This is a genomic window from Sediminicola arcticus (genome assembly GCF_040566695.1).
GTDB classification, from domain to species: domain Bacteria; phylum Bacteroidota; class Bacteroidia; order Flavobacteriales; family Flavobacteriaceae; genus Sediminicola; species Sediminicola arcticus.
The window spans coordinates 791328-813964 of the sequence record NZ_JBEXAE010000001.1 but is presented as its reverse complement, the minus strand read 5'-3'; the positions used below and the strand labels follow the sequence as shown (position 1 = coordinate 813964).

The 22637-nt window shown below is 39.3% G+C and carries 20 protein-coding genes and 1 tRNA gene; 5 read left to right on the top strand and 16 right to left on the bottom strand.

The genetic code is table 11. The annotated features are described in order from the left end of the window. Positions 1-40: 40 nt before the first annotated feature. The 8 genes from ABXZ36_RS03625 to rseP all read right to left on the bottom strand — a co-directional run bounded on the left by ABXZ36_RS03625 (position 41) and on the right by rseP (position 6529). Positions 41-514 carry a DUF6730 family protein gene (locus ABXZ36_RS03625; protein ID WP_354614108.1) on the bottom strand — a complete coding sequence of 158 codons (474 nt, stop codon included), beginning with the start codon at positions 512-514 and terminating at the stop codon, positions 41-43. Positions 515-526: 12 nt separating this feature from the next. Then, positions 527-1396 carry a relaxase/mobilization nuclease domain-containing protein gene (locus tag ABXZ36_RS03620; protein WP_354614107.1) on the bottom strand — a complete coding sequence of 290 codons (870 nt, stop codon included), beginning with the start codon at positions 1394-1396 and terminating at the stop codon, positions 527-529. Continuing rightward, entirely contained in the window at positions 1396-1698 is a 303-nt protein-coding gene (gene mbpA / locus ABXZ36_RS03615) for a mobilization protein MbpA (protein WP_354614106.1), read from the bottom strand. Before mbpA ends, ABXZ36_RS03620 begins: the two co-directional genes overlap by 1 nt. Then, the gene (locus ABXZ36_RS03610) at positions 1695-2651 is read right to left on the bottom strand and encodes a DUF8464 domain-containing protein (protein ID WP_354614105.1); all 957 of its coding nucleotides are present in this window, start codon (positions 2649-2651) and stop codon (positions 1695-1697) included. The genes mbpA and ABXZ36_RS03610 overlap by 4 nt, the downstream gene beginning before the upstream one ends. Before the next feature lie 253 nt (positions 2652-2904). Beyond that, complete coding sequence (locus ABXZ36_RS03605) at positions 2905-4107, bottom strand: primase-helicase family protein (RefSeq protein WP_354614104.1); 1203 nt, start codon at positions 4105-4107, stop codon at positions 2905-2907. 91 nt (positions 4108-4198) lie between these two features. After that, positions 4199-4441: a helix-turn-helix domain-containing protein gene (locus ABXZ36_RS03600; protein ID WP_354614103.1), complete on the bottom strand. Its 243-nt coding sequence runs from the start codon at positions 4439-4441 to the stop codon at positions 4199-4201. A gap of 577 nt (positions 4442-5018) precedes the next feature. Further along, positions 5019-5092 (bottom strand) — tRNA-Asn (locus ABXZ36_RS03595). A gap of 81 nt (positions 5093-5173) precedes the next feature. Next, the gene (gene rseP, locus ABXZ36_RS03590) at positions 5174-6529 is read right to left on the bottom strand and encodes an RIP metalloprotease RseP (protein ID WP_354614102.1); all 1356 of its coding nucleotides are present in this window, start codon (positions 6527-6529) and stop codon (positions 5174-5176) included. A 160-nt stretch (positions 6530-6689) separates the two neighbouring features. Between rseP and ABXZ36_RS03585 the strand changes: the two genes are divergently transcribed. The 4 genes from ABXZ36_RS03585 (at position 6690) to ABXZ36_RS03570 (ending at position 11770) form a co-directional block, all read left to right on the top strand. Next, a complete protein-coding gene (locus ABXZ36_RS03585) occupies positions 6690-7364 on the top strand; it encodes an SCO family protein (protein ID WP_354614101.1) in 675 nt (224 codons plus the stop codon). Between the two features lie 88 nt (positions 7365-7452). Further along, entirely contained in the window at positions 7453-7698 is a 246-nt protein-coding gene (locus ABXZ36_RS03580; RefSeq protein WP_354614100.1) for a FeoA family protein, read from the top strand. Further along, complete coding sequence (gene feoB / locus ABXZ36_RS03575) at positions 7695-9914, top strand: ferrous iron transport protein B (protein WP_354614099.1); 2220 nt, start codon at positions 7695-7697, stop codon at positions 9912-9914. The genes ABXZ36_RS03580 and feoB overlap by 4 nt, the downstream gene beginning before the upstream one ends. A 314-nt stretch (positions 9915-10228) precedes the next feature. Then, the gene (locus ABXZ36_RS03570) at positions 10229-11770 is read left to right on the top strand and encodes a carboxypeptidase-like regulatory domain-containing protein (protein WP_354614098.1); all 1542 of its coding nucleotides are present in this window, start codon (positions 10229-10231) and stop codon (positions 11768-11770) included. Here ABXZ36_RS03570 and ABXZ36_RS03565 read toward each other — a convergent pair. Further along, positions 11767-12153, bottom strand: coding sequence for a DUF423 domain-containing protein (locus tag ABXZ36_RS03565; RefSeq protein WP_354614097.1), 387 nt, complete (start codon positions 12151-12153; stop codon positions 11767-11769). The two genes, ABXZ36_RS03570 and ABXZ36_RS03565, sit on opposite strands and share 4 nt — an antisense overlap. Positions 12154-12329: 176 nt before the next feature. On the opposite strand from ABXZ36_RS03565, the gene ABXZ36_RS03560 reads away from it, so the two are divergent. Continuing rightward, entirely contained in the window at positions 12330-15647 is a 3318-nt protein-coding gene (locus ABXZ36_RS03560) for a S41 family peptidase (RefSeq protein ID WP_354614096.1), read from the top strand. Between the two features lie 8 nt (positions 15648-15655). Here ABXZ36_RS03560 and ABXZ36_RS03555 read toward each other — a convergent pair whose 3' ends face one another. The 7 genes from ABXZ36_RS03555 to ABXZ36_RS03525 all read right to left on the bottom strand — a co-directional run bounded on the left by ABXZ36_RS03555 (position 15656) and on the right by ABXZ36_RS03525 (position 22633). Then, positions 15656-16063, bottom strand: a complete 408-nt coding sequence (locus tag ABXZ36_RS03555) for a DUF2141 domain-containing protein (RefSeq protein ID WP_354614095.1) — start codon at positions 16061-16063, stop codon at positions 15656-15658. A gap of 56 nt (positions 16064-16119) precedes the next feature. Further along, complete coding sequence (locus ABXZ36_RS03550; RefSeq protein ID WP_354614094.1) at positions 16120-16551, bottom strand: hypothetical protein; 432 nt, start codon at positions 16549-16551, stop codon at positions 16120-16122. Then, on the bottom strand, positions 16551-18593 hold the full coding sequence (locus tag ABXZ36_RS03545; RefSeq protein WP_354614093.1) for a S9 family peptidase: 2043 nt from the start codon (positions 18591-18593) through the stop codon (positions 16551-16553). The genes ABXZ36_RS03550 and ABXZ36_RS03545 overlap by 1 nt, the downstream gene beginning before the upstream one ends. Before the next feature lie 69 nt (positions 18594-18662). After that, on the bottom strand, positions 18663-19823 hold the full coding sequence (locus ABXZ36_RS03540; RefSeq protein ID WP_354614092.1) for a metal ABC transporter permease: 1161 nt from the start codon (positions 19821-19823) through the stop codon (positions 18663-18665). Beyond that, positions 19816-20943, bottom strand: coding sequence for a metal ABC transporter permease (locus ABXZ36_RS03535; RefSeq protein WP_354614091.1), 1128 nt, complete (start codon positions 20941-20943; stop codon positions 19816-19818). The genes ABXZ36_RS03540 and ABXZ36_RS03535 overlap by 8 nt, the downstream gene beginning before the upstream one ends. Before the next feature lie 15 nt (positions 20944-20958). Then, on the bottom strand, positions 20959-21702 hold the full coding sequence (locus ABXZ36_RS03530; protein ID WP_354614141.1) for a metal ABC transporter ATP-binding protein: 744 nt from the start codon (positions 21700-21702) through the stop codon (positions 20959-20961). Positions 21703-21718: 16 nt separating this feature from the next. Continuing rightward, positions 21719-22633 (bottom strand): metal ABC transporter solute-binding protein, Zn/Mn family, encoded by a 915-nt coding sequence (locus tag ABXZ36_RS03525; RefSeq protein WP_354614090.1) that lies wholly within the window; start codon positions 22631-22633, stop codon positions 21719-21721. Between the last annotated feature and the right edge of the window lie 4 nt (positions 22634-22637).

The window sequence follows — 22637 nt, the reverse complement described above, 5'->3', positions numbered from 1 at the left end:
CGGAAGATAAGCGTCAAGCAAAAATTCCATAGGGCGCACACTACTTTTGATTTGGAACGCTATCTTTTTCCTTTACCCATTTTTGGTAGGATTTGTAGTGCTGTGGATATTGGTCAAAATATTCTCTCAGGTCTGAGATTACTTCTTGCTCACCTTTATTGAATGCACGTTCCCGAACATCATCTATTTGTGAAACTTTAAAGGTCAGATAGCCTATGATGACTAAAGAAACGAACCAAATCCAATACTGAAACCATAGTTGTGTTTTTGAAATCAATCTTGCCTTTGAAATCTGACTTCCAATATCTTCAACGGACTGCCGAAGCTCTGAATTTTTGACTTTCTCGTAGTTTAGATGTTCTCTAAGCGATTTTTCAATTTCCGAAGTATCAGGTATTACTTTGATATTGTCCGTATTTTGGGTCAACCGTTCCAGTCTACCGATGGATTGGTTAAAACCGTCCAACTCGTCGTTTAGAAGTTCCATTACCTCGTCCAATTTCTTATATCCCATAGCTTACTGTTTTTAATATCCTATTCCGGTATCGATGGCCCTTTTGATCGTTTTTTTAATGATGTTCTTGGCGATGCTAGTTGCAAGATTAGTACTCAACTCCAAAGTTTTCCCTAGTAGCTGGACTGACTTGTCCACCTTTATTGGTTTTGCAATGCCTATATTTTGGGAAAGTTGTGCCATGATCCTTCCTCCGGACATGGAGCGGTCTACCTCACTGGCCTTGAAGTTATGGCCTTCATATTGGAACCTGAATCCCTGTAATTTATTGGCGCGATTGATAGTTGGGATGACGTCCACATTCCTTTCTTTCATTGCCTTGAGGTAGGAGTCCAATGTTCTTGGCCTATCGCTCTCCATCACTCTTTGATGGATGTGCTTAATTTCAAGGCGAACTTTTAGAGAATCCAGTTGCTTTTCCATTTGTACTTCCTTGACCGTAGTCAATCCCATTTCCTTGGCAACATTTTCGGCTGCGAGTTGGCTTCGCTTGCCAATAAAACTATCGTTATAGGCCTTTCCATCGAAACCGATCCGGTTGACATACAAATGCACATGAATATGTGCCTTGTCCCTATGGACAAAGCCGATAGCCTGATTTTCCTTAAGCTGCATTTGCTTGACGAACCTATGGGTCAGTTCCCCTAATTGTTCCTTGGAAAGGTTCTTACCATCTTCCTGTGTCGGACTGAGTATAAAGCTTAGGGTATTCTTTTGGCAGCGGATATTTTCTTCTTGTATCAGTTTGAACTCCTTGGTGATCTCTAGGGGATTATTACCAGCCAGATGTTGGCTGAATACGATTTCCGCATCCTTCTCCTGGTTCCAACCGTAATGGATACTTGTACCCGTATGTGATATGGATGTTCCCTTGCCTATCATTATTTTGTTCTCTTGAAATTATAAAGGTGTGTACGTATTTCCTCCGCCAATTGCTCCACCTCGCTGGCCAGTCTTGGGTTGTGCTTCTTGAACATATTGCCGATTCGAGTAAAGTTCCCCTTGTACTTCACCAGCATTTTATAATGGGCCAATTGTTCCTCGGTCAAACGTTCGATGATGGTATTGCCAAAAGCGGAGCTGCGGCAATATTCGGAGAGGGAAAGTCCTGCCCGTTCCGCCCTTTTCCTGAGAAGTTTTTTCTCGTAAATGGAGCACCGGAATTTGATGTACGTACGTTTCATTTCTTTTTTACTTTGCAACCATCGGGAGTAAAGCGAGTTTGTTTTTGTGGCAACAAAGACACATCTCGCGCTTTCTGACCAAGTCCCTTTCTAGCATTTCCAATCAACCATTCGTTCATGTCCTTGAACCCCTGGTATAGACTTGATTTGTCCAGGCAGTTATTGGAATGTTTTATCAATTTTTGGGTTGTCCTTTTTCCATTTGAATCGTTGTCCAGATAGAGATTTATAGTTAAATAATCCTGTATGATTTTCGTAGCTTTTGAAACGAAGGCAGTTGAGTTCAAGACTAAAAAATCACAATCTTCTTCCAAAATTTCATTACAGCTAAGAAGGGATAGTAAGTCGAACACCCCTTCGGTAACGATAAGTTTTTTATTTCCTTTTTTGATGTGGGTAATATCCTTCGGCGAACTGCAATTCTTATAATATTTATTACGAAGTTCCCACCCGCCGGAATCGTTTTTAAAACCGATGGCGAAGTAGTTTTTATTCTTAAAACTATAATGGACCTCCCTAATAAATTTCTTGGCCGTTATAAACAAAATGTATCTAGAATTTAAATAACCTCGCAAAGCATAATGGGTAAGTTCCTTGACTTCTTTTACAAAGATTTTATCCTGTTGTTCCACTTCAAAACAAGGCTGCTGTTGAAATAAAAAAGAGCTATTATCATCTCCGATTATTCTTAAAGCTTCTTTTACAGTGCCTTGGCTCATTTTACATACCAGGTCTATTACATTACCGCCGATTCCTTCTCCATGGTCGTACCATCTATTAAGTCTCTTGGACACCATGAAAGAGGCTTGGGTTTCTGAGCGAAAAGGGCTCAGGAACCAAGCTTCTTTATCGTTCGTCCTGATCGGAAAGTGCCCTAGTTTTGCCAGCGCTTTTTCGATGGGAAAAGCTCGGGCTCTTTCACACGATAACCTTGGTGTTCTTTTTTCGTTCATATCGTAACATTTTACGTCAAATTCTATCATCGTTATTTTTTGATGACAAAACGATGACAAAACGATGACCGCCCCACACCCTTTATTTATTGGCCTTAATCCTATCTCTCATCGTTTCATCAAAAAATATATACTTTATGGGAGTTTTTTTTCTTTCATCGGCACATCTTTTTTTAAAACGATGACCAAACCGTCCGTAGGCCCCATGTATACTATGATTTCCATGTCATCGTTTTGTCATCATCTCATCGTTTTATTGTTCCTCACCAAAATTTTCCGTTAGAAAATCCCTATGTATAGAGTAGTACCTCCCTTTGGCATCCGTCAGCCCCATGCCCCCATCCTGCCATATCATCAGCTTCCTGTAGAACATGGAGTTTTTATGGTTGACCAGCTTCCAATCCTTTTTAAGGATCTGTCTCAATTGGGTCAGGTCGGTCCTGATGCGGGTGCGGTCCAACCATTGCAGCGCATCGAGCGGACATAGGTCCACCGTTTCCAGCTCCAGGGACTCCATGGCACTGAGAACGATGCTCGCCAGTTCCTTCTCCACCCGGTTCCTGTTGTTGCGCACCAAGTTCGCCAGAGCATCCGTCCTTATCTGTTCAGGGGAGAACCACATGCGGGTTGTGTTGGGACTGCTCAGCTCCCTTTGCCTAAAATGGTACAGGAACGCGGGTATCTCCTTTTCAAGCTCGTCAAGGAACCCTGTCTCCTCCTTTTCAAGGTGTGGAACCTTCAACACCCAGAAACGGGTCTCGTGGTCGTCTATCTTGATAAAATTGTCCTCGTTGTTGCTGCACAGGACAAACTTCCCGAAGAACTCGACCTCCCGTTTGTCCTTACCCTTGGCCTCCATCTTGTTGAAATTGGTGGTGCTCAAATATTTTATACGTTCCGTGAGTTCCTCCTTGTTGAACAGTACCTCTTCTATGCAGATGAGAAGCTTGTTCGCCCAGTCCGCATTGAACTGACTGCTGAAGCTATCGTTGGTCAAGTAGGTCATGTTGTTGTCGAACATCGATTTCAGCCATTTCAAAAAGGTGGTCTTGCCCGTGGAGCGCTCCTTGGAAACCAGGCATAGGATGGGCAGTACCTGCACAGGTCTTGTATACAAAAGTTGCAGATAATCAAAGCCCAGGTCCAATTGCTGGCCGAAGATATGTCCTAATAGACGAAGGGTATAGGGAAAGGGGCCTTCCTCCGGTCGATGGGGCAAGGGTGCATAGGTATTATAGAAGCCATGGTACTCCTGCCTGAAATCGGTATGGCTCGGGATACAGGTAAAGCCATCGTACTTCTTGATCGTCCCGATCAGGCTTTTCCCATGGTCCTGGCGTATCGCCTCCAGCGTCCATGGTACGATGATGTCGTTAAAGTTTCCAGCGATGGTGGGGATGCGCACCAGTTTGTAATAGCTGGTGCCTACCCGAATATAGGGTGTTTGCTTTTTCATGATAAAAAAGATTGCCACCTTAGTTAAGGTGTCGTTAATGATAACTGCTTAAAGGCTTTATAAAAGTCTTGTAGAAAATAAATACTATGAATTAAAGGGGCTGTGGTGATACCTTGTTTTGAAGTAACCAGTTCACGAGTTTCGTTTTCTCAAAAAAGAGAAGTTTACCGTTTGGTTTGGAGTGTGGAATTTTACCCTTAGCAGTAAGTTTGTAAAGGTAACTTCTTGAAATTCCTGTATAGTCACAGGCTTCATCAAAGGTCATAACTTCCTTTTGACCTACTAATAATTTTTCTAAACGATTTAGGCGATCTAGTATTAAAATAGTGTCCATCTTAAATTGTATTTTAAGGTTATAAAATGAACAAAAGCGCTTTTGCTTTCCCTTATGGGAGTAATAGGATAAAAGTAGTAAACGCAAGGACTGAAAAAATAAAATAGGACAACAAGTTGTTCACAAATAATTGATTAACAAGTTGTTATATAAATTAAAATTAAAAAAAATCAATTAAAATGCTTTTTAATTTAATTAGGTTTCATTTGATACCAAATGAAAGTATTCTTAATATTCGCCAATAGAGGGTTAAATGGAAGAAAAAATGGTTATCAACAATTAAAACTGGAGAAATTCGAAAATAAGTGCTTTAAATAGCAGATTGTAATTAGTATAATTGAACTTATTATTGCTGTATATTAAAAATTAAAAAAAAACTTAATAAAACTAATTATATAACATACAGAAAATCAAATTGGAACTAGTAAATACTTAAATAGTAATCATTAGATTCTAAATTTATTCAAATGAACCCATATTAAATTTTAAAAAGAAAAAGAATATGCCCATGTGCAAATTATGTGCAAATAAAAAAGGCTTCAGGAGTGAAAACTCTCTGAAGCCTTGCTATCACTAGCTCCCCCTCTTGGGCTCGAACCAAGGACCCTCTGATTAACAGTCAGATGCTCTAACCAACTGAGCTAAGGAGGAGTTTCAAACCTAAACTACTGCTTAGGCGGGTGCAAATATATATGTTTTTTCAAATGTACCAAACAAAAAAATAGTGTTTTTTTATTTAAATAGCCATTTATAAACGTCGTTGCCATTGGCGAACAATAATAAGGCAATCAATACGAAGAAACCAGCCATCTGCGCATACTCCAAAAACTTATCGCTTGGCTTTCTTCCTGATATCATTTCATAGAGCAAGAACATCACGTGACCACCATCCAATGCTGGGATGGGTAAGATATTCATAAACGCCAAAATAATAGAAATCAGGGCTGTTGTCCCCCAAAAAATTTCCCAGTTCCACGTATCCGGAAACATACTGCCAATAGCGGCAAAACCGCCAACGCCTTTATAGGCTCCGGTTTCAGGGTTGAATATTTTTTTCAATTGCTTTACATATCCAGTAAGGGTGGTTACCCCTCTATCTATTCCTGCAGGTATAGCTTCCAAAAAGGTATATTTTTGAGTGTTAATCCTAAACACACCCATGTCTGCATAATCCTTCATGGTCAAGGCTCCTACGGCCACCCCCAACTTAGCATCATCGGATACCTTTACATTTACCGTTTTAAGAAAACCATCCCTGCGTTTAACTTTAAGCGGAATATTCTGTCCTGCATATTTTTCCAATAAGGGCACTGCCTGATCAAAATAAGCAACTTTGTCACTGCCAATGGCAACAATCTCATCTCCTTCTTTTAGATCCACCCCTTTATTAGGCGAGTCTTTAGACACCTCTTTTATAATAAATGGTAAGCGAAAACTAATAAATCTTGCCTTATCCTCATCTTCTATAAGGGTGGCAATAAAATCTACGGGGATGGCCTGTTCAAATACTCTACCGTCCCTTTCTATCGTAATAGTATTTCCATTGACAATTTCTAGGAATAATGCGCCAAAATTATCAACCTTATCTCCATCCACGGCAAGTATTTTATCCCCGGTCTGAACGCCTAATTCGTCTCCAATTGACTTTTCAGTCACCAAAATGCCGCCTTCTAAGCTATCTAGTGGAATATATTGGTCCCCATAGGAATAGGCCATGCCTATATAAATAACTACAGCCAATACAAAGTTAACCGTAACCCCACCCAACATTATGATCAAACGTTGCCAAGTTGGTTTACTTCGAAACTCCCACGGTTTGGGCTCTTCTTTCATGGCCTCGGTATCCATGCTCTCATCTATCATTCCGGATATCTTCACATATCCTCCTAACGGAAGCCAACCGATGCCGTACTCGGTTCCTCCAATTTTCTTTTTAAAAAGCGCAAACTTTACGTCAAAAAAGAGATAGAATTTTTCTACCCTGGTCTTGAATAATTTTGCTGGTATAAAGTGCCCCATTTCGTGAAGGACAATCAACAAGGAAAGACTTAAAAAAAACTGTATGGTTTGAACCAATATTGGACTCATCTAGTAGTATCTAAAATTAAAACGTCCAAAAATACACTTTTAGGGGCTCTTAAAAAAGAAACAATTTTGAGCATTTTTTATTTTAAGAAAGATTTAGGAGGAAAGAAGTTTCAAATACTTGAATGATTTTTTGAACTACCGTATCTTTGGAGTAAAAATTATGCGTTCCTTTTTCGCTAAGTACAAGCTTTTTTTTATGGTGATGATGGGGCTTTCTGCCATCATTGTATATTTATTTTACAATGCCCTACAACCCCAAGTGAACCTTCCCATATACCAACCTTCTATGGTGAATTTTGAATTGGTAGACAGTACCTTGCAGCACGTGAAAAAATACCACACCATTGCCAACTTTTCATTGACCAACCAAAATGGCGAAACCGTTACCCAGAAAAACTACAAGGACAAAATTTATATTGCCGATTTTTTCTTTACCACTTGCCCTTCTATTTGTCCAATTATGACTAAGAATATGGCGGAAATCCAAGAAAAGGTAGTAGATGATCCAGAAGTACTTTTACTATCCCACTCGGTAACCCCTGAAATTGATTCCGTGTCACAATTAAAAAAGTATGCCTTAGAAAAAGGGGTGAAAGACTCCAAATGGAATTTGGTGACAGGCGACAAAAAAGAAATTTATGACCTGGCCAGAAAATCCTACTTGGCGGTCAAAACAGATGGAGATGGAGGGCCCTATGACATGATACATACCGAAAATTTTATTCTTGTAGATAAAGAACGCAGAATAAGAGGATTTTACGATGGCACCAAAAAGGAGGAAATAGACAAACTACTAGAAGATTTGAAAATTCTTAAAGCATCTTACCTTCAATAAAACCTTTCTACTTTTAGTATATATTTAGCCTTTAAATTGATATTTTTCCCTTATTTTTGATCTTAATTAAAATCAATCTAAATAAAAATTGATTACAACCGTCGCACATTTAAAGAGAGGACAAAAGGGAATCATCAAAGAATTTGCAGATGATATTTTACCCATAAAACTATTGGAACTTGGTTGCCTCCCGGGCAATGAAGTGGAGATGGTACAAGTGGCTCCGCTGAATGATCCAATCTATATTAACGTAAACGGTTCCCATATTGCTATAAGACGAGAAGTTGCCCTTCAAATTGAGTTGGAAATAATTGTTGATAAGGGAGCTTTATGAGTAAAAATATCAATGTAGCTCTCATAGGCAATCCCAACACCGGTAAAACTTCAGTATTTAACCAACTTACGGGACTAAAACAAAAAGTAGGCAATTATCCAGGAATTACAGTTGAAAAGAAAGAGGGTGTCTGTAAGCTCCCTCGGGGAGTAAAGGCTCATATCCTGGATTTGCCAGGGACCTACAGTCTCAATACTACCTCTTTGGATGAGAGTGTCGTGGTAGAGCTTTTACTTAATAAAAACGATAAGGACTTCCCTGATGTAGCCGTAGTAATCACTGATGTAGAAAACCTGAAGCGAAACCTTCTTTTGTTCACCCAAATAAAAGACTTAAAAATTCCTTCTATTTTGGTCATCAATATGGCCGACAGGATGTCCCGTAAAGGAATATCTTTGGATATCCCTTTATTAGAGGAACAATTAAGTACTAAAATAGCCCTAGTCAGTACTAGAAATGGTACAGGAGTAGAGCGCATCAAAGAACTTATTGCCGATTATAAAAATTTGTCCACCGCACCCAATGTGGATACAAAAATTATTGCACCAGAATATTTTAAGCGTTTAAAAGAGACCTTTCCGAAGGAAGACCTTTACAAATTATGGTTGGTCATTACCCAAGATGTGAACTTTACTCCCATTGAAAAAATACTGACCAAGAATACCTCCTCCTTTGTAACTAAAACCAAATCTGAACTAAAAAGGCTACAACAAAAGGAAACCATATTGCGTTACCAATTCATAAATGGTGTCTTAAAACAAGCCTATAAAGTTGATGTTAATGCCGCTAAAGGATTTAGAGCAACGTTAGACAAAATACTTACCCATAAAATATTTGGGTATGTTATTTTCCTCCTGATTCTGATGACCATCTTTCAGGCAATTTATGATTGGAGTAGCTACCCAATGGATTTCATTGATGAACTCTTTGTATCAAGTAGCGAATGGGTAAAGGCCACACTTCCCCCAGGACAATTTACCAACCTCATTGCAGAAGGCATCCTTACTGGCATTGGAGGTATAGTAATCTTTATCCCCCAAATTGCCTTTTTGTTCCTATTTATCTCCCTATTAGAAGAAACAGGCTATATGAGTAGGGTGGTCTTTTTAATGGACCGTTTGATGAGGCCTTTTGGACTAAGTGGAAAAAGTATAGTTCCCTTAATTTCAGGAACTGCCTGCGCTATCCCTGCCGTCATGGCGACTAGGACCATAGAGAATTGGAAAGAACGGCTAATCACCATCCTAGTGACCCCATTTACCACCTGTTCAGCAAGATTACCTGTATATCTTATTATCATTGCTTTAGTAATTCCAGAAGGCGGTTTTCTAGGACTTAGTTACCAGGCCCTGACCCTAATGCTGCTATATCTTATAGGTTTTGGCGCAGCGATTTTTTCTGCCATGATCCTGAATAAAATATTAAAGATCAAGACCAAATCCTTTTTTGTAGTAGAAATGCCCAATTACAAACTTCCACTACTTAAAAATGTGGCCTATACGGTTTTGGAAAAAACCAAAAGTTTTGTCTTTGGTGCTGGTAAAATTATTTTAGCTATTTCTATTATCCTTTGGTTTTTAGGGTCTAATGGGTTTTCAAACGAATTCGATAATGCAGAAGACCTTGTTAGAGATCGCTTAGCAACAGAAGGATTTTCGGACTATAACACTTCCAATATAAATAACAGCTTAGCTACATACCAAAAAGGGTTACAGCAAGATCAACTCTCGCCTATTGCCATTCAAGATTCTGTAGTGCAAAAAAGAAAGACGCTACGTGAAAGAGCATTAAACCAAGAGATTTCGAGTTATAAATTGGAGAATTCCTATATGGGTTATATGGGCAAGGCCATTGAGCCTATTGTGAAACCTTTAGGATACGATTGGAAAATAGGGATTGCTGTACTGACATCCTTTGCTGCTAGGGAAGTTTTTGTAGGAACCTTGGCCACGATCTATAGCGTTGGAAGCGATGAAGAAGAAACTATTAAAAATAGAATGGCCGCAGAAGTGAATCCATATACCAAAAAGCCATTGTTTAACATGGCATCAGGAATCTCCCTATTGTTGTTTTATGCCTTTGCCATGCAATGTATGAGCACCTTAGCAGTAGTAAAAAGAGAGACTAATACGTGGAAGTGGCCAGCAGCTCAACTTGTATTTATGAGCATTTTTGCGTATATTGTAGCATTGATTGCCTATCAAATTTTAAAGTAAAATGGAACTGTTTCAAAACATATTAGTATACCTCACTTTGATCTTGGCAGTAGGCTATATTGTCAAAAAATTCTTCTTGCCAAGTACCGTTTTTGCCTCTAAAAAAAGAGGCTCAAAAAGTTGTGGCGATGGCAATTGCGGTTGTCATTAATTCATAGCCTCCATCATTCTTTGCACTTACTTTTTTTGTAACACGACTTCTTTGTATACTTTCTAATGTTAAAAACCATAAAAAGGTCCTAACAAAATGCCAAATGCCAAGGTTAGGTGAATTTCTATTCATTGATTTGTAGTAATTCAACCGAAATCATTCCATGGTCCTAAAGAACTGCCTTTTCTTTATACTTGTATTTACCACCGGCCTCTTTCATCTTCAGGCGCAGGAACTATCTGGTAAACTATTAGACTCCTCCACATTGAAGGCCATCCCTTATGCCACCATACAATTGGGCAACCATCATGGCGTCATCTCCAATGAAGAAGGTCAATTTAACCTCACATTGGATACTAAGAGCAAAAGCTCAGATTCACTATTCATTTCTTGTATGGGATATGAGTCCTTAGGAAGAACCATAGGACAATTTAAAGACAGTTTAATTTATTTAAGTCCCAAGCCAATAGCCTTGAATTCTGTTATTGTTTCCAACAAACAATATAGTGCCGATGAAATCCTAGAATTGGTAAAGGCCAATCTCAATAAAAATTACAACCATGATCTTACAAAGAAGAGATTGTTTTTTAGGGAATATTACTACCAGCATTTGTACAAATCAAACTATTCTGACCTTGAGTCCACTATAAAAGCCTTTAACAAAGCCTTTTTGGACAGTGTCATCCAGACGGTTCCTAAAAAAGACGCCCGTTATACGGAAGTACTGTGTGACTTCTATGGCAATTTTGAAAAGGAAAAGCAAAAAATAGATCTTATTAAGGCTTCCGAACTTTATGATAAAAACAGTGCGTTAGACTTAGAGGCCCTAGAAGAAAAATTTAACACTATCATTAAGCAAAATGTAAAGAGTGATTCCTATTTTAAAATTAAATCGGGCTTATTCGGCACAAAAATGGATGCCGATGAACTCTTTGAAACGGAGGTAGATTCTAGTGATGTAGCGGCCTTAAACAAAAAATTAGAAGAAGAAAAAAAGAATACCGAAGAGCGCAAGAAAAATTTTTCCAAATACAGGAAAAGCACCATTTCCAGTCTTATGGCACAGCTTTTTTTTATGGAAGATTCAAACCTGAATTTCATATGGAAACAACGCAGGTATAATTTTAAACTTAATGATTTTACGTATTTGGGAAGTGATCCCGTTTATGTCGTAAATTTTGAACCAAAAGGCTCCGAGGATTATCGGGGAACCCTTTATATCAATGCCGATGATTTTGCCATCACCAGAGTGGATTATGAAAATGTAAAGTCTGTCCGGAATTTTAAATTATTGGGCGTTTCCTTGAATCAAAACCTATCTAAAGGCAAAATGATCTTTTATAAAGGGGTAGACAATAAGTACAATCTACGTTACTTGGAAAAGGAGAATGGAAGCCTTGCCGGCATCAAACGCCCATTGAAAATTATAGAAAAAAACAAAAATGTAAAGGGTAGAAGAAAGCAAAATCAACTTTCTTTGGACATGGACTTGGCTGTTTCCAGCACTAATAAATTTGAAATTGTGGTGTTCGATACCCAAAATACAACGCACACACAATTTGATGCCTTCACCGAAAACAATACAGTTCTGCCTACCTATATGCCCAAATATGATCCTGATTTTTGGAAAGGATATGCCATCATTGAACCTAATAAGGCCATAAAGGAGTTTACCTCAAAAGAGGATGTATATGATAAAGACTAGACCACTTCCGCAATAAACGAATACAGTAAAAGACCCCAGCCTATCACAAGAAATAAGCCGCCAATAGGCGTAATTGGCCCTAAAATTCGAAGTTTTTTTCCTTTTGCGGCGCTTAAACATAAGCCATATATACTAAAGGAAAACAAAAAGGTGCCAATAATGAAGCTATAGGCAATATAGGTTTCCAGAGATGAATTGAACCCAAAGTTATAGCCAATGATGACTAAAAGGATGGCATGGTACATCTGGTATTTCACCCCCGTTTCAAAGCTCTTAAGATGTTCTTCAGAAAATGTCTTTTTTAAGGCATGTGCTCCGAAGGCACCAAAAATAACGGCCAACATTCCGTATAAAGCCCCAATAACTTGCGTTAATAATATCATTGTGTTTTTCTTTCAAAGATAACTAAACTCTAAAGTATATTGGAGCTATAACCTCATTGTCATCTTAGAAAAGATTTAATTTTCACTTCCTAAAGTTGCCCAAAAATAAATTTTCAATACATGGGGATTATCCCGATATTGAGGCAAGTTATTTTAACCTGAAAACTTATTTCTCAATGAGCAACCGTTTACTTCTAAATTATCCCATAAAAAGCATCCCTTCCATTTTCAAATTAACACTTCTTCCCTTTGTTATTTTCTTTTCCCTAGCCACTAATGGCCAAGGAACACAACTTCTGAGGGAACCTTCCGTGTCAGAAACTGAAATTGTCTTTGTTTATGCCAATGACCTTTGGAAAACTTCCATTAAAGGAGGAGATGCCATAAGATTAACTAGTAATGAGGGTTATGAATCTAACCCGCATTTTTCTGCTGATGGAAAATATATTGCTTTCACGGCAGAATATGGAGGCAACAGTGATGTTTATATTATCCCTTCCGAAGGTGGGGAACCAAAGCGCCTAACTTGGCATCCTGCTGGTGATTTTGTACAAGGTTGGACTCCTGAAGGTGAGGTTCTATTCCGGTCTAATAGGGAAAGCAAACCAACCCAAACCAACAAGTTCTATACAGTTTCTGCTACCGGCGGACTACCTACAGCTCTTGATATCCCTAGGGCTGCCTACGGTGAAATATCTCCTGACGGAGCGCAAATTGCGTATACCCCAATTACATCTTGGGATCCCGAATGGCGCAATTACCGTGGCGGACAAGCTATGCCTATATGGATTGTGGATATGCAGACCAAAGAGCTAACCACCACCCCACAGCCTACCAAGGAGCGCCATTTAGATCCTGTTTGGTTTGGGGAAAAAGTATATTATATTTCTGAGCGGGATTATGCAAGTAATATTTGGTCTTTTAATCCTAAAACCAGAGAAGAGGAGCAAGTTACCTATCATAAAAAGTTTGATGTTAAGAGTTTAGATGCAGGCCCAAAGGAGATTGTTTATGAACAAGGAGGCTATCTGCATATATTAAATCCTTCCTATAACACAGCCAAACAACTAAGCATTTCCGTAAGGGGTGACATGAATTTTGCTAGGACCAGATGGGAAGATGTTAGTGCCAAAGATCTAGAAAGCCCAAATATTTCGCCCACTGGCAAGAGGGCACTTTTTGAACATAGGGGCGAAATTTTTAGTATCCCTAAAGAAAATGGCACTTGGAAAAATCTGACGAATTCCCCTGGGGTGGCTGACCGTTCTCCAATTTGGTCCCCAAAAGGGGATAAAATAGCATGGTTTTCGGATGCTTCGGGCGAATACAAATTAGTTTTGGCAGATCAGGACGGTAAAAATCAAAAGTCCTATGTTCTACCCAATCCTACCTTTTACTTCAAACCAGATTGGTCCCCAGATGGCAGCCATATTGCCTATTCCGATACCGATTATAATATTTGGGTGATTAATCTAGAAAAAGGCTTGGCGGAAAAAGCGGCCACTGATCGTTACGCGCATCCAGATAGAACCATGAACCCAATTTGGTCTCCTGATAGTAAATGGATCGCTTATCCAAAGCAATTAGAAAGTCATTTTAAGGCAATTTTCGCATACAACATTTTTACAAAAAAAACAGTACAGCTTACAGACGGAATGGCCGACGCTATTAGTCCAGTTTGGGATGAAAATGGCAAATACCTTTATTTTTTAGCCAGTACCAATTACGGACTCAAATCGGGTTGGTTGGATATGAGTTCCTATGACACCCAAGTGACTCGTAGCCTTTATGCCATAGTGCTTTCCAAAAAAGACAAAGCTCCAAACCTGCCAAAATCTGATGAGGAAAGTATGGACAAGGGAGGGAAGACTAAGGAAGAGACCAAGAGTAAGGACAAGGATAAAAAGACCGACGTCCCAAAGGAAAGCGTTATCGTGAATATAGACGCGGATGGCATTTACAACCGTATCATAGCACTTAAACTAGATAGCAGAAATTATGCGGCATTAGCGAAAGGACCCGAGAAAAAAGTGTTTATAGCCGAAACCATTCCCAACCAAACAGGTTTTTTGCTTCATACTTATGACGTTGAAAAAATGAAGGCAGAGGAATTTACAAATAAGGTTTTGGAACTTGTTGTGTCTGCCGATAACAAGACTATGTTATTAAAACAAAATGGAAATTGGAGTATAGTAGGTACAGACAGTCCTCCAAAAAATGGTGATACTGTACTTAAAATTGAAGTCAAAATTAATGTAGACCCCATAGCTGAATACCATCAGATCTTTAAAGAAGGGTGGCGTTATATGCGCGATTTTCTTTATGTGAACAATGTTCACGGAGCTCCTTGGGATACCATATATAAGTGGTATAGCCCATGGATAGATCATGTTCGCCATAGGACAGACCTCAACTACGTGGTAGATATTATGAGCGGGGAGGTCTCTATTGGCCATTCCTATGTTTCGGGAGGAGATATGCCAGATATTGATAAGGTTCCTGTAGGCCTATTAGGTTGCGATCTTTTAGCGGACAAAGGCTTTTACAAAATAACTAAAATATATACGGGTGAGAATTGGAATCCTGAATTAAACGCACCTTTAGCACTACCAGGAATAGAGGTCAAGGAAGGGGATTACATCATTGCCATAAATGGAAAAGAAGCCTCCTCGGACATGAACCCCTACTTTTTGTTAGAACAAACAGCAGACAGGCCCATTACCCTTCTTGTCAATTCTACCCCTAGTAAAAGTGGAGCTAAGGAGGTATTGGTAAAACCCATTGCCAACGAAGGTGGCTTGCGCACCAATGCGTGGATAGAAGAAAATAGGCAAAAGGTTTCAGAACTTTCCAACGGAAAATTGGCTTACGTATATGTTCCTAACACTTCAGGAAACGGATTTGAATCTTTTAACAGATATTACTTCTCCCAACAGGATAAAAAAGGAGTTATAGTAGATGAAAGAAATAACGGGGGTGGTTCTGCAGCGGATTATATGATAGATATTATGTCGCGGGAGCTGTTTGGTTACTTTAACAGCAAAACTAATGATCACAGACCTTGGACGACACCAATGGCCGGAATTTGGGGCCCTAAAGTAATGCTGATTAATGAGCGATCAGGTTCTGGAGGTGATTTGTTGCCCTATATGTTCCATGCGAAACAGATTGGACCGTTAGTTGGTACAAGAACTTGGGGTGGACTTGTTGGCACATGGGATACGCCGCGTTTTATAGATGGTGGCCGTATGGTAGCCCCTCGTGGTGGATTTTACGACGTTAATGGCGAATGGGCTGTTGAGGGTGTTGGCATCGCTCCCGATATTGAAGTGATTCAAGACCCAAAAATGGTGTTGGAAGGTCATGATCCTCAATTGGAAAGAGGTGTAGAAGAAGCGATGAAACTTTTAAAGGCAAATGAATTCCAACTGAAACCAGAACCTGCGCCACCAGTTAAATGGAAACGTCCAGATGGTTATCAACAAGAGAACTAAAAAATAATTTAATTAAGTTCCAAACGTATTTGGGTATCTCCCTCGAGTTTAAAGGCACAGTCTTCAAAACTCGGGGGTCCAAACGTTTTCATTTTGGCGTTGGAAAACCCGATGGACTCTTTGGGTATCCCCAACCAATTAGTATCTAATATATCATTTTCGTTTTTATCATGAAAAACAGCCAAGGCATAAGTGCCATTTGGGAGGTTGGCAATAACCAAATTAGTTTTCTTTTTTTTTGCAGCTGCACTATCACTTCTATAAACAGCATCGAACTTTAAAAATCCTGATGAAGTATTGTAAACAGCAACGCTAATACGTCCTTCTGAAGAAGCAACACCTTCTACATCTATAGTAAGGTTATTTTGAGAAAAGCCTATAATCGGAATAAAAAAAATTAGCAGAAGATATCTCACAGTACAATATAGTTCTAAAAGTTTATGCAAATTTAAGCGCTATTTTTTAAAGTATATTATTCTTTAACTTGTTTTAATTTGACCGTTAAAAATTGAAACATTTCTTTGGTTTCGATACTATCCGTTAGATTGATAAATAGCTTTAAAGAGTCTTGGTATACAACCCTTATTTTGGGTTGTGAAAGTCGATCAACGTACATGTACACCTCAGTTTCGTATATGCTGTCCCTAAAAATTCCTTTCTCCCTTTCCATGGCAGAAAATCCATTGATCCGTTCCAAGGAAGGGATCTTTTGAACCATTTCTACAGTATCAATTTCCGAGTACAATAATTCTTTATAATAGATGCCAGATAAGATTTCTAAAGAACCATTTTCGGTCCTGATCCAATTTTTATAATGTGCTGTAAACACGAGGAAAACCACAACTATGGTTACGACTATCAACATATTCAACATCCATGACCTTTTGTGTTGCTTCCGTCCCATTATTCGTCTTTTTTACTTTTATATTTATCGAACCAAGCTAAGGTATGCGCAATTTTGGTAATTAGGTTACTAGGCCTATTAGCAATCCCATGACCAGCTCCTGGTATCTCTACCAAAACAGTTTCTATCTTACGCAACTTTAGAGCGTGGTACAATTGCTTTGCCTCACTAGGTGGCGTCCGCAAATCATCCATCCCCACCATAACCATAGTAGGTGTTGTAATATTTCCTACCAAAGATAAAGGTGAAAATTTCCAGTAAGTCTCAAAGTTTTCCCAAGGCTGCCCCGGCAATCGGGAATTCGCATACCCAAAATAATTATCAGCCACTAACGTCTTGCTAATCCAGTTCATTACGGGTTTAGCAACCACGGCAGATTCGAACCTATTGTTTTTACCTATCATCCAAGCTGACATGATGCCGCCTGCACTACCACCTGTTACAAATAATTGGTCTTCATGAGCTATACCTTTGGCAATACAGAAATCTACACCATCCATAACATCGTTATAATCCTCACCAGGGTAATTGTGGTACAGTAAATTCCCGAACTCTTCCCCGTAACTGGTGCTTCCCCTTGGATTTGGATAAAAAACAATATATCCTGCCGAAGCATATAATTGCATTTCGGCTGAAAATCTATCCCCGTAATTTAGAATGGGGCCACCGTGATTTTCTACCATAAATGGATATTTTTTAGTGGCATCATAATTTGGAGGATACACCACCCATCCTTGGATATCGCGCTGGTCAAAAGTGGATTTATACCAAACTTCTTCTACTGCCCCCAACGTTCTAAAATCTAATAAATCCTTATTGATGCTGGTAATCTTATTGGGTGATTTTTCTTTAACTCCTAAGATGGCCAATTCGGCTGGATAGGACGGCGTGGATTGTGTAAAAGCAATGCTTCCATTATCCGAAACACTAAAACTACCTCCAGCATAAGGTCTTCCGATAGAAGTACCTCCCATGTCATCGGCTAACGTAGTTACCTTTCCTTCCAAAGAAATATGGGCAATCTTACTATTTCCTTTATCGTCATATGAAAAGTAGAGCCCACCACTTTTAACATCCCAAGCAACTAGGCTTATATCCCTATCTAAATTGGTGGAGACTTCTCTTTTGCCACTTCCATCAACATTCATCAGCTGCAGTTTATCTACCTGATATGCCTGCACCTTATCCTCATAACCCACATAGGCAATATACTTACCACTAGGTGATACCAATGGATTGGAATCTGGACCTGATCTTTCCGTTAAAGTAGCTATTTCGTTGGTATTTACGTCTACAGAATAAATCTCGCTATTCCTAAACTCGTATTCCCAGTTTTCATTTCTATTGGCCGAGAAGTATATTTTTCCCCCGTTTACAGCCCATGTTAAAGAACCGCTATGATTAAAATCCCCTGATGTAATTTGTCTAGCTGATCCCCCTTCTGCTGGTATTACAAAAATATGGCTAAACCCGGGATCAATATAGCCACGACCATCTGCCTCATGGTAGAGCCTATCAGTAATCCTTGGGGCATCGGCCCATTTGGCTCCTTTTGGTTTTGCTGGCATTTTAGCCAATACAGGAGCTGACTTTGACACATTCATTGAAAAGGCTAATTGCTCACCATTTGGAGACCAGGTTAGGGAACTAGGACTAAAAGGTAGTTGGGATATTTTAGCAATTTTTCCTGTGCCAATCCAGAACATATATATTTCAGAACCTTCATCCGTCCCGCTTACAAATGCCAATCGATCTCCCTGAGGCGACCATTGTGGACTAGATTCACTTACTTCCCTAGAGGTTAGTTTCTGGTGCTGCATTCCGTCAGATTTAATCATCCAGAGGTTTCCAACAACTTTGTCGTCCATAATATCAAACCCCATTCTACGATAGACTACCCAATCGCTATTGGGAGCTATCTGAGGATCTGAAACATATTCCAGATCAAAGATATCCTCATAGGAAAAGGAAGATTTAGGTGTTTGTGAAAGGCATAAAAGGGAGATAAAAAAGATTAAGAAGAGCGGTAACTTTTTCTGCATGGTCCTAGATTTTTTAAAGTGACTAAACTTAATCAATCCTCAAGACTAAAACAAGGTTCAAAAACCACCCTATCCTCTAAAAAGAAAGAACCTATCTTTCATCTCCTCAATAGCTGCACTTTTATTGGTAATAATATAGTTTATGGCTTCTGCCGTGAATACTTCCCCTTTTTCTGTCAAAGAGATAATTTCATCCTCAATGACAATCATATTATTTTTAATGGCTAACTCCAAGACAGACTTTGCCGTTACCTCATGCCAATTGATATGTTCATTCAAATGTTTGATATGTCGCTCTTCAATGTCCTCGTGGTTCTGTAAATGCAACAAAAAAGTAAGAAGGTGCACTTCTATCTGCTGTCGTTTTTGGCGATACATAACTGAAATTAATCCCGTATTTGGCGCAAAAAGGTAAACTATGAAGAACAAAACTCCCAAAACAGTGGTAATGGAGCCCGCTATGGATGCATCTAACCAATGTGCCACCCAATACCCTAGGATTGCAGCTACCATTCCAAAAAGAACGGACAACCACAACATTTTCTTTAAATCCTTGGTTAATAAATAGGCCATAGCGGCAGGGGCTATCATGAGGGCCACTACTAAAATGGCGCCTACGGCGTCAAAAGCCCCAACAGTAGTAACTGAAGCCACTGTCATAAGTCCGTAATGCATAATAACTGGGGAAAATCCCAAGGTGGCAGCCAATTGTGCATCGAAGGTACTTAATTTAAGTTCTTTGAAAAAAGTAATTAACAAGCCTAATGTGATCAACAAAATAGTTCCAATAACGTAAAGTGATTTTGGACCAATATCTGTCCCATTGATCAATAAACGGTCAAAAGGAGCGAAGGCCAATTCCCCCAAGAGTACGGCATCAATATCCAAATGCACATCGCCAGCATTTTTAGCAATTAGGATAACACCAACACTAAAAAGGGCTGGAAAGACAAGACCAATGGCAGTATCTTCCTTTACCAATCCCGTTTTCTGAATATACTCTACCAAAACTACGGTAAGGATACCGCTTAAGGCTGCTAGCAAAATGAGTAAAGGTGAGTTTAAATCCTCGGTAATAAAAAATCCTACAACAATACCAGGAAGTATAGAATGACTAATAGCATCACTGATCATGGCCATCTTTCGCAAGACCAGAAAGGTACCGGGAATAGCACAGGCTATGGCAACAATACATGCAATTAATTGTATTTCCAACTGTGCGCTACTCATATAAATTTTCTTGTCGGTTATATAAATTGATGGCCTTTTCGGAGCCTTTTAAGGTCAGAGACCAAGTAGATCCGTCTATGGTTATAAATTCCTTATCGGCCAATTTTTTAAGAGAAGTCTTTGTATATCCCTGAAAGTTATTTAGGATTCTCACTTCATGTGGGTGGGATACGTTCTCATGGGTTTTGGCAATATCATACATAAAAGCCAGCGTTTTATTCAGTTGGAGATCGTTCCTATTCTTCCAATGTCTAATTTCCTTGAATAATAAGCCACGCCCCGGTGAAAAAATAAAGGATATCACCACGAACCCAGCTGCTATCAATACAATAACTGGTCCCGTTGATAAATTGTTGGCACTAGCACTTACCGCCGTTCCCAATATCCCAGAAAATGCACCGAATAAGGCGGCTAAAAATACCATAACCCCTAATTTATTTGTCCATTGACGAGCCGCTGCGGCTGGCGCCAATAACATGGCACTCATAAGGACAACCCCAACCGTTTGTAACCCTATAACAATAGCCAGGACGATGAGAGAGGTGATGAGTATATCCAATATTCTAGTATCAAAACCCAAGGATTTGGTGTAATCCGCATCAAAATGAAGTACTTTAAATTCCTTCCAAAAAATCACCAAGACCACAAGGCTAATTACCATTACAATGGTCATCAGCCAAACATCACTTTCTACTAATGTAGCTGCCTGACCAAAAAGGTATTTATCCAAGCCAGCCTGCTGCGCATTTGGCATTTTTTGAACGAAGGTGAGCAAGAGCATTCCAAAACCGAAAAACAGGGATAAGATTAACCCCAAGGCCGTATCCGATTTCAAGTGCGTCTTTTTTACAATTCCTCTAATCCAGAAGGTTCCTATCAAACCACTGATCAGAGCACCGATAAGTAGGGTGTTACTAGTTTTTGCTCCTGTAATGAGGAAGGCAAGTACAATTCCGGGCAAGGAAGCGTGTGAAATGGCATCTCCCAATAAGCTTTGCTTTCTCAAAACGGCAAAACTACCCAAAAGGCCACAGACCAAACCTAGAACAGCCGTCCCAAGGGTGATGGTCCGCAAGGTGTAATCGCTAACTACCAGTGAAAAATACTCCTGTAGTGACATGTATCTCCTTAAATTTTAATTTAGAACACTTACTTTGTAATTAATACCATATGTTTTGGTGAGGTTATCGTCATTAAAAATATCCTTGACCGAACCGGTGGCAATTTTTTTGACATTTAAAAAGGTAACCCAATCAAAATATTCGGGAACAGTCTGTAGATCATGGTGCACAACAACGACTGTTTTTCCTGATATTCGCAATTCTTTAAGAATATTAACAATGGCGCGTTCCGTGGTAGCATCGACCCCTTGGAACGGTTCATCCATAAGATATATACTGGCTTTCTGCACCAATGCCCTAGCCAAGAAAATACGTTGCTGTTGGCCACCGCTCAATTGACTTATTTGCCTATTTTTAAATTCTAGCATCCCTACTTTCTCTAGAGCTTCCAAGGCTTCCTTCTTTTGTTTCTGTCCAGGTCTTTTTATCCATCCAAGGCTGCCATAGGTGCCCATTAAGACAACATCTAAAGCCGTGGTAGGAAAATCCCAGTCCACACTTCCTTTTTGGGGCACATAAGCCACCAATTGATATTGCTTTTTATAAGGCTCTCCAAATACAGTAACTGTTCCTGCAATTGGTTTAATAATGCCCAAAATAGCTTTGATTAAAGTAGATTTTCCCGCTCCATTTGGCCCTACAATTGCCATGAGAACCCCTTCCGGAATGGCAAGGTCAATATCCCACAATACGGGCTTATAATTATAAGCTACCGTTAGGTCATCTATTTGGATGGCAATTTTATTGTTCTCTTCCATGGTTTTCAATTAAATCCTATTTTAGGGCGTTTACGATGGTATTCACATTGTATAAGAACATTCCTACATACGTTCCCTCCGCGGTTCCTTTGTTTCCAAGGGCATCGGAGTATAAACTACCACCAATGATCACATCATGCCCTTTGGAGTTAACCGATGATTGTAAAGCTTCAATAGTTCTTCTGGGCACAGAAGATTCCACAAAAATAGCCTTGATCTTTTTTTCAATAATGAAATTTGAAAGCTCCTGCACGTCCTGTACTCCTGCTTCCGTAGCCGTTGAGATTCCTTGTAAGCCCATAACCTCAAATCCATAAGCGTTGCCAAAATAATTAAAAGCATCATGGGCAGTTACCAAGATCCTTTTATCGGCAGGTAAGGTTTCAATAATTTGCCTTATTTCGGTTTCCAAGGCATCCAGTTTTTGAATGTAGGCAGCGCCGTTCTTTTCAAAAATATTTGCATGCTCTGGATCCTGTTCCTTTAGTATTTCTGTTGTATGAAGCGTTATTTTCTTCCAAAATCCAATATTGAACCAAATATGAGGATCGTAATTGGAGGCAAAAAACTCAGAACTTATAAGCTCGCTCTTGTCTATAGCATCTGCTACCGCAACAGTTTTCTTACCCTGACTTTCCATTTTTTCAAATATCTCCACCAATTTACCCTCTAGATGGAGGCCTCCGTAGATGACCAAGTCCGCATTAAATAATTTACTCACATCTCCTTCACTCGCCTTATACAAATGAGGGTCTACACCGCTTCCCATAAGTCCTTGGATTTCCACAACATCTCCTCCGATATTTTGTACCATATCGGTAATCATGGTTGTGGTAGTTACAACTTTAAGTTTGCCGTTGGTATCCTTGTTTGATTTGTTTTTACATCCAGCGATAGTCAACAAGGCTACTAATAGTATATACTTTTTCATTTTA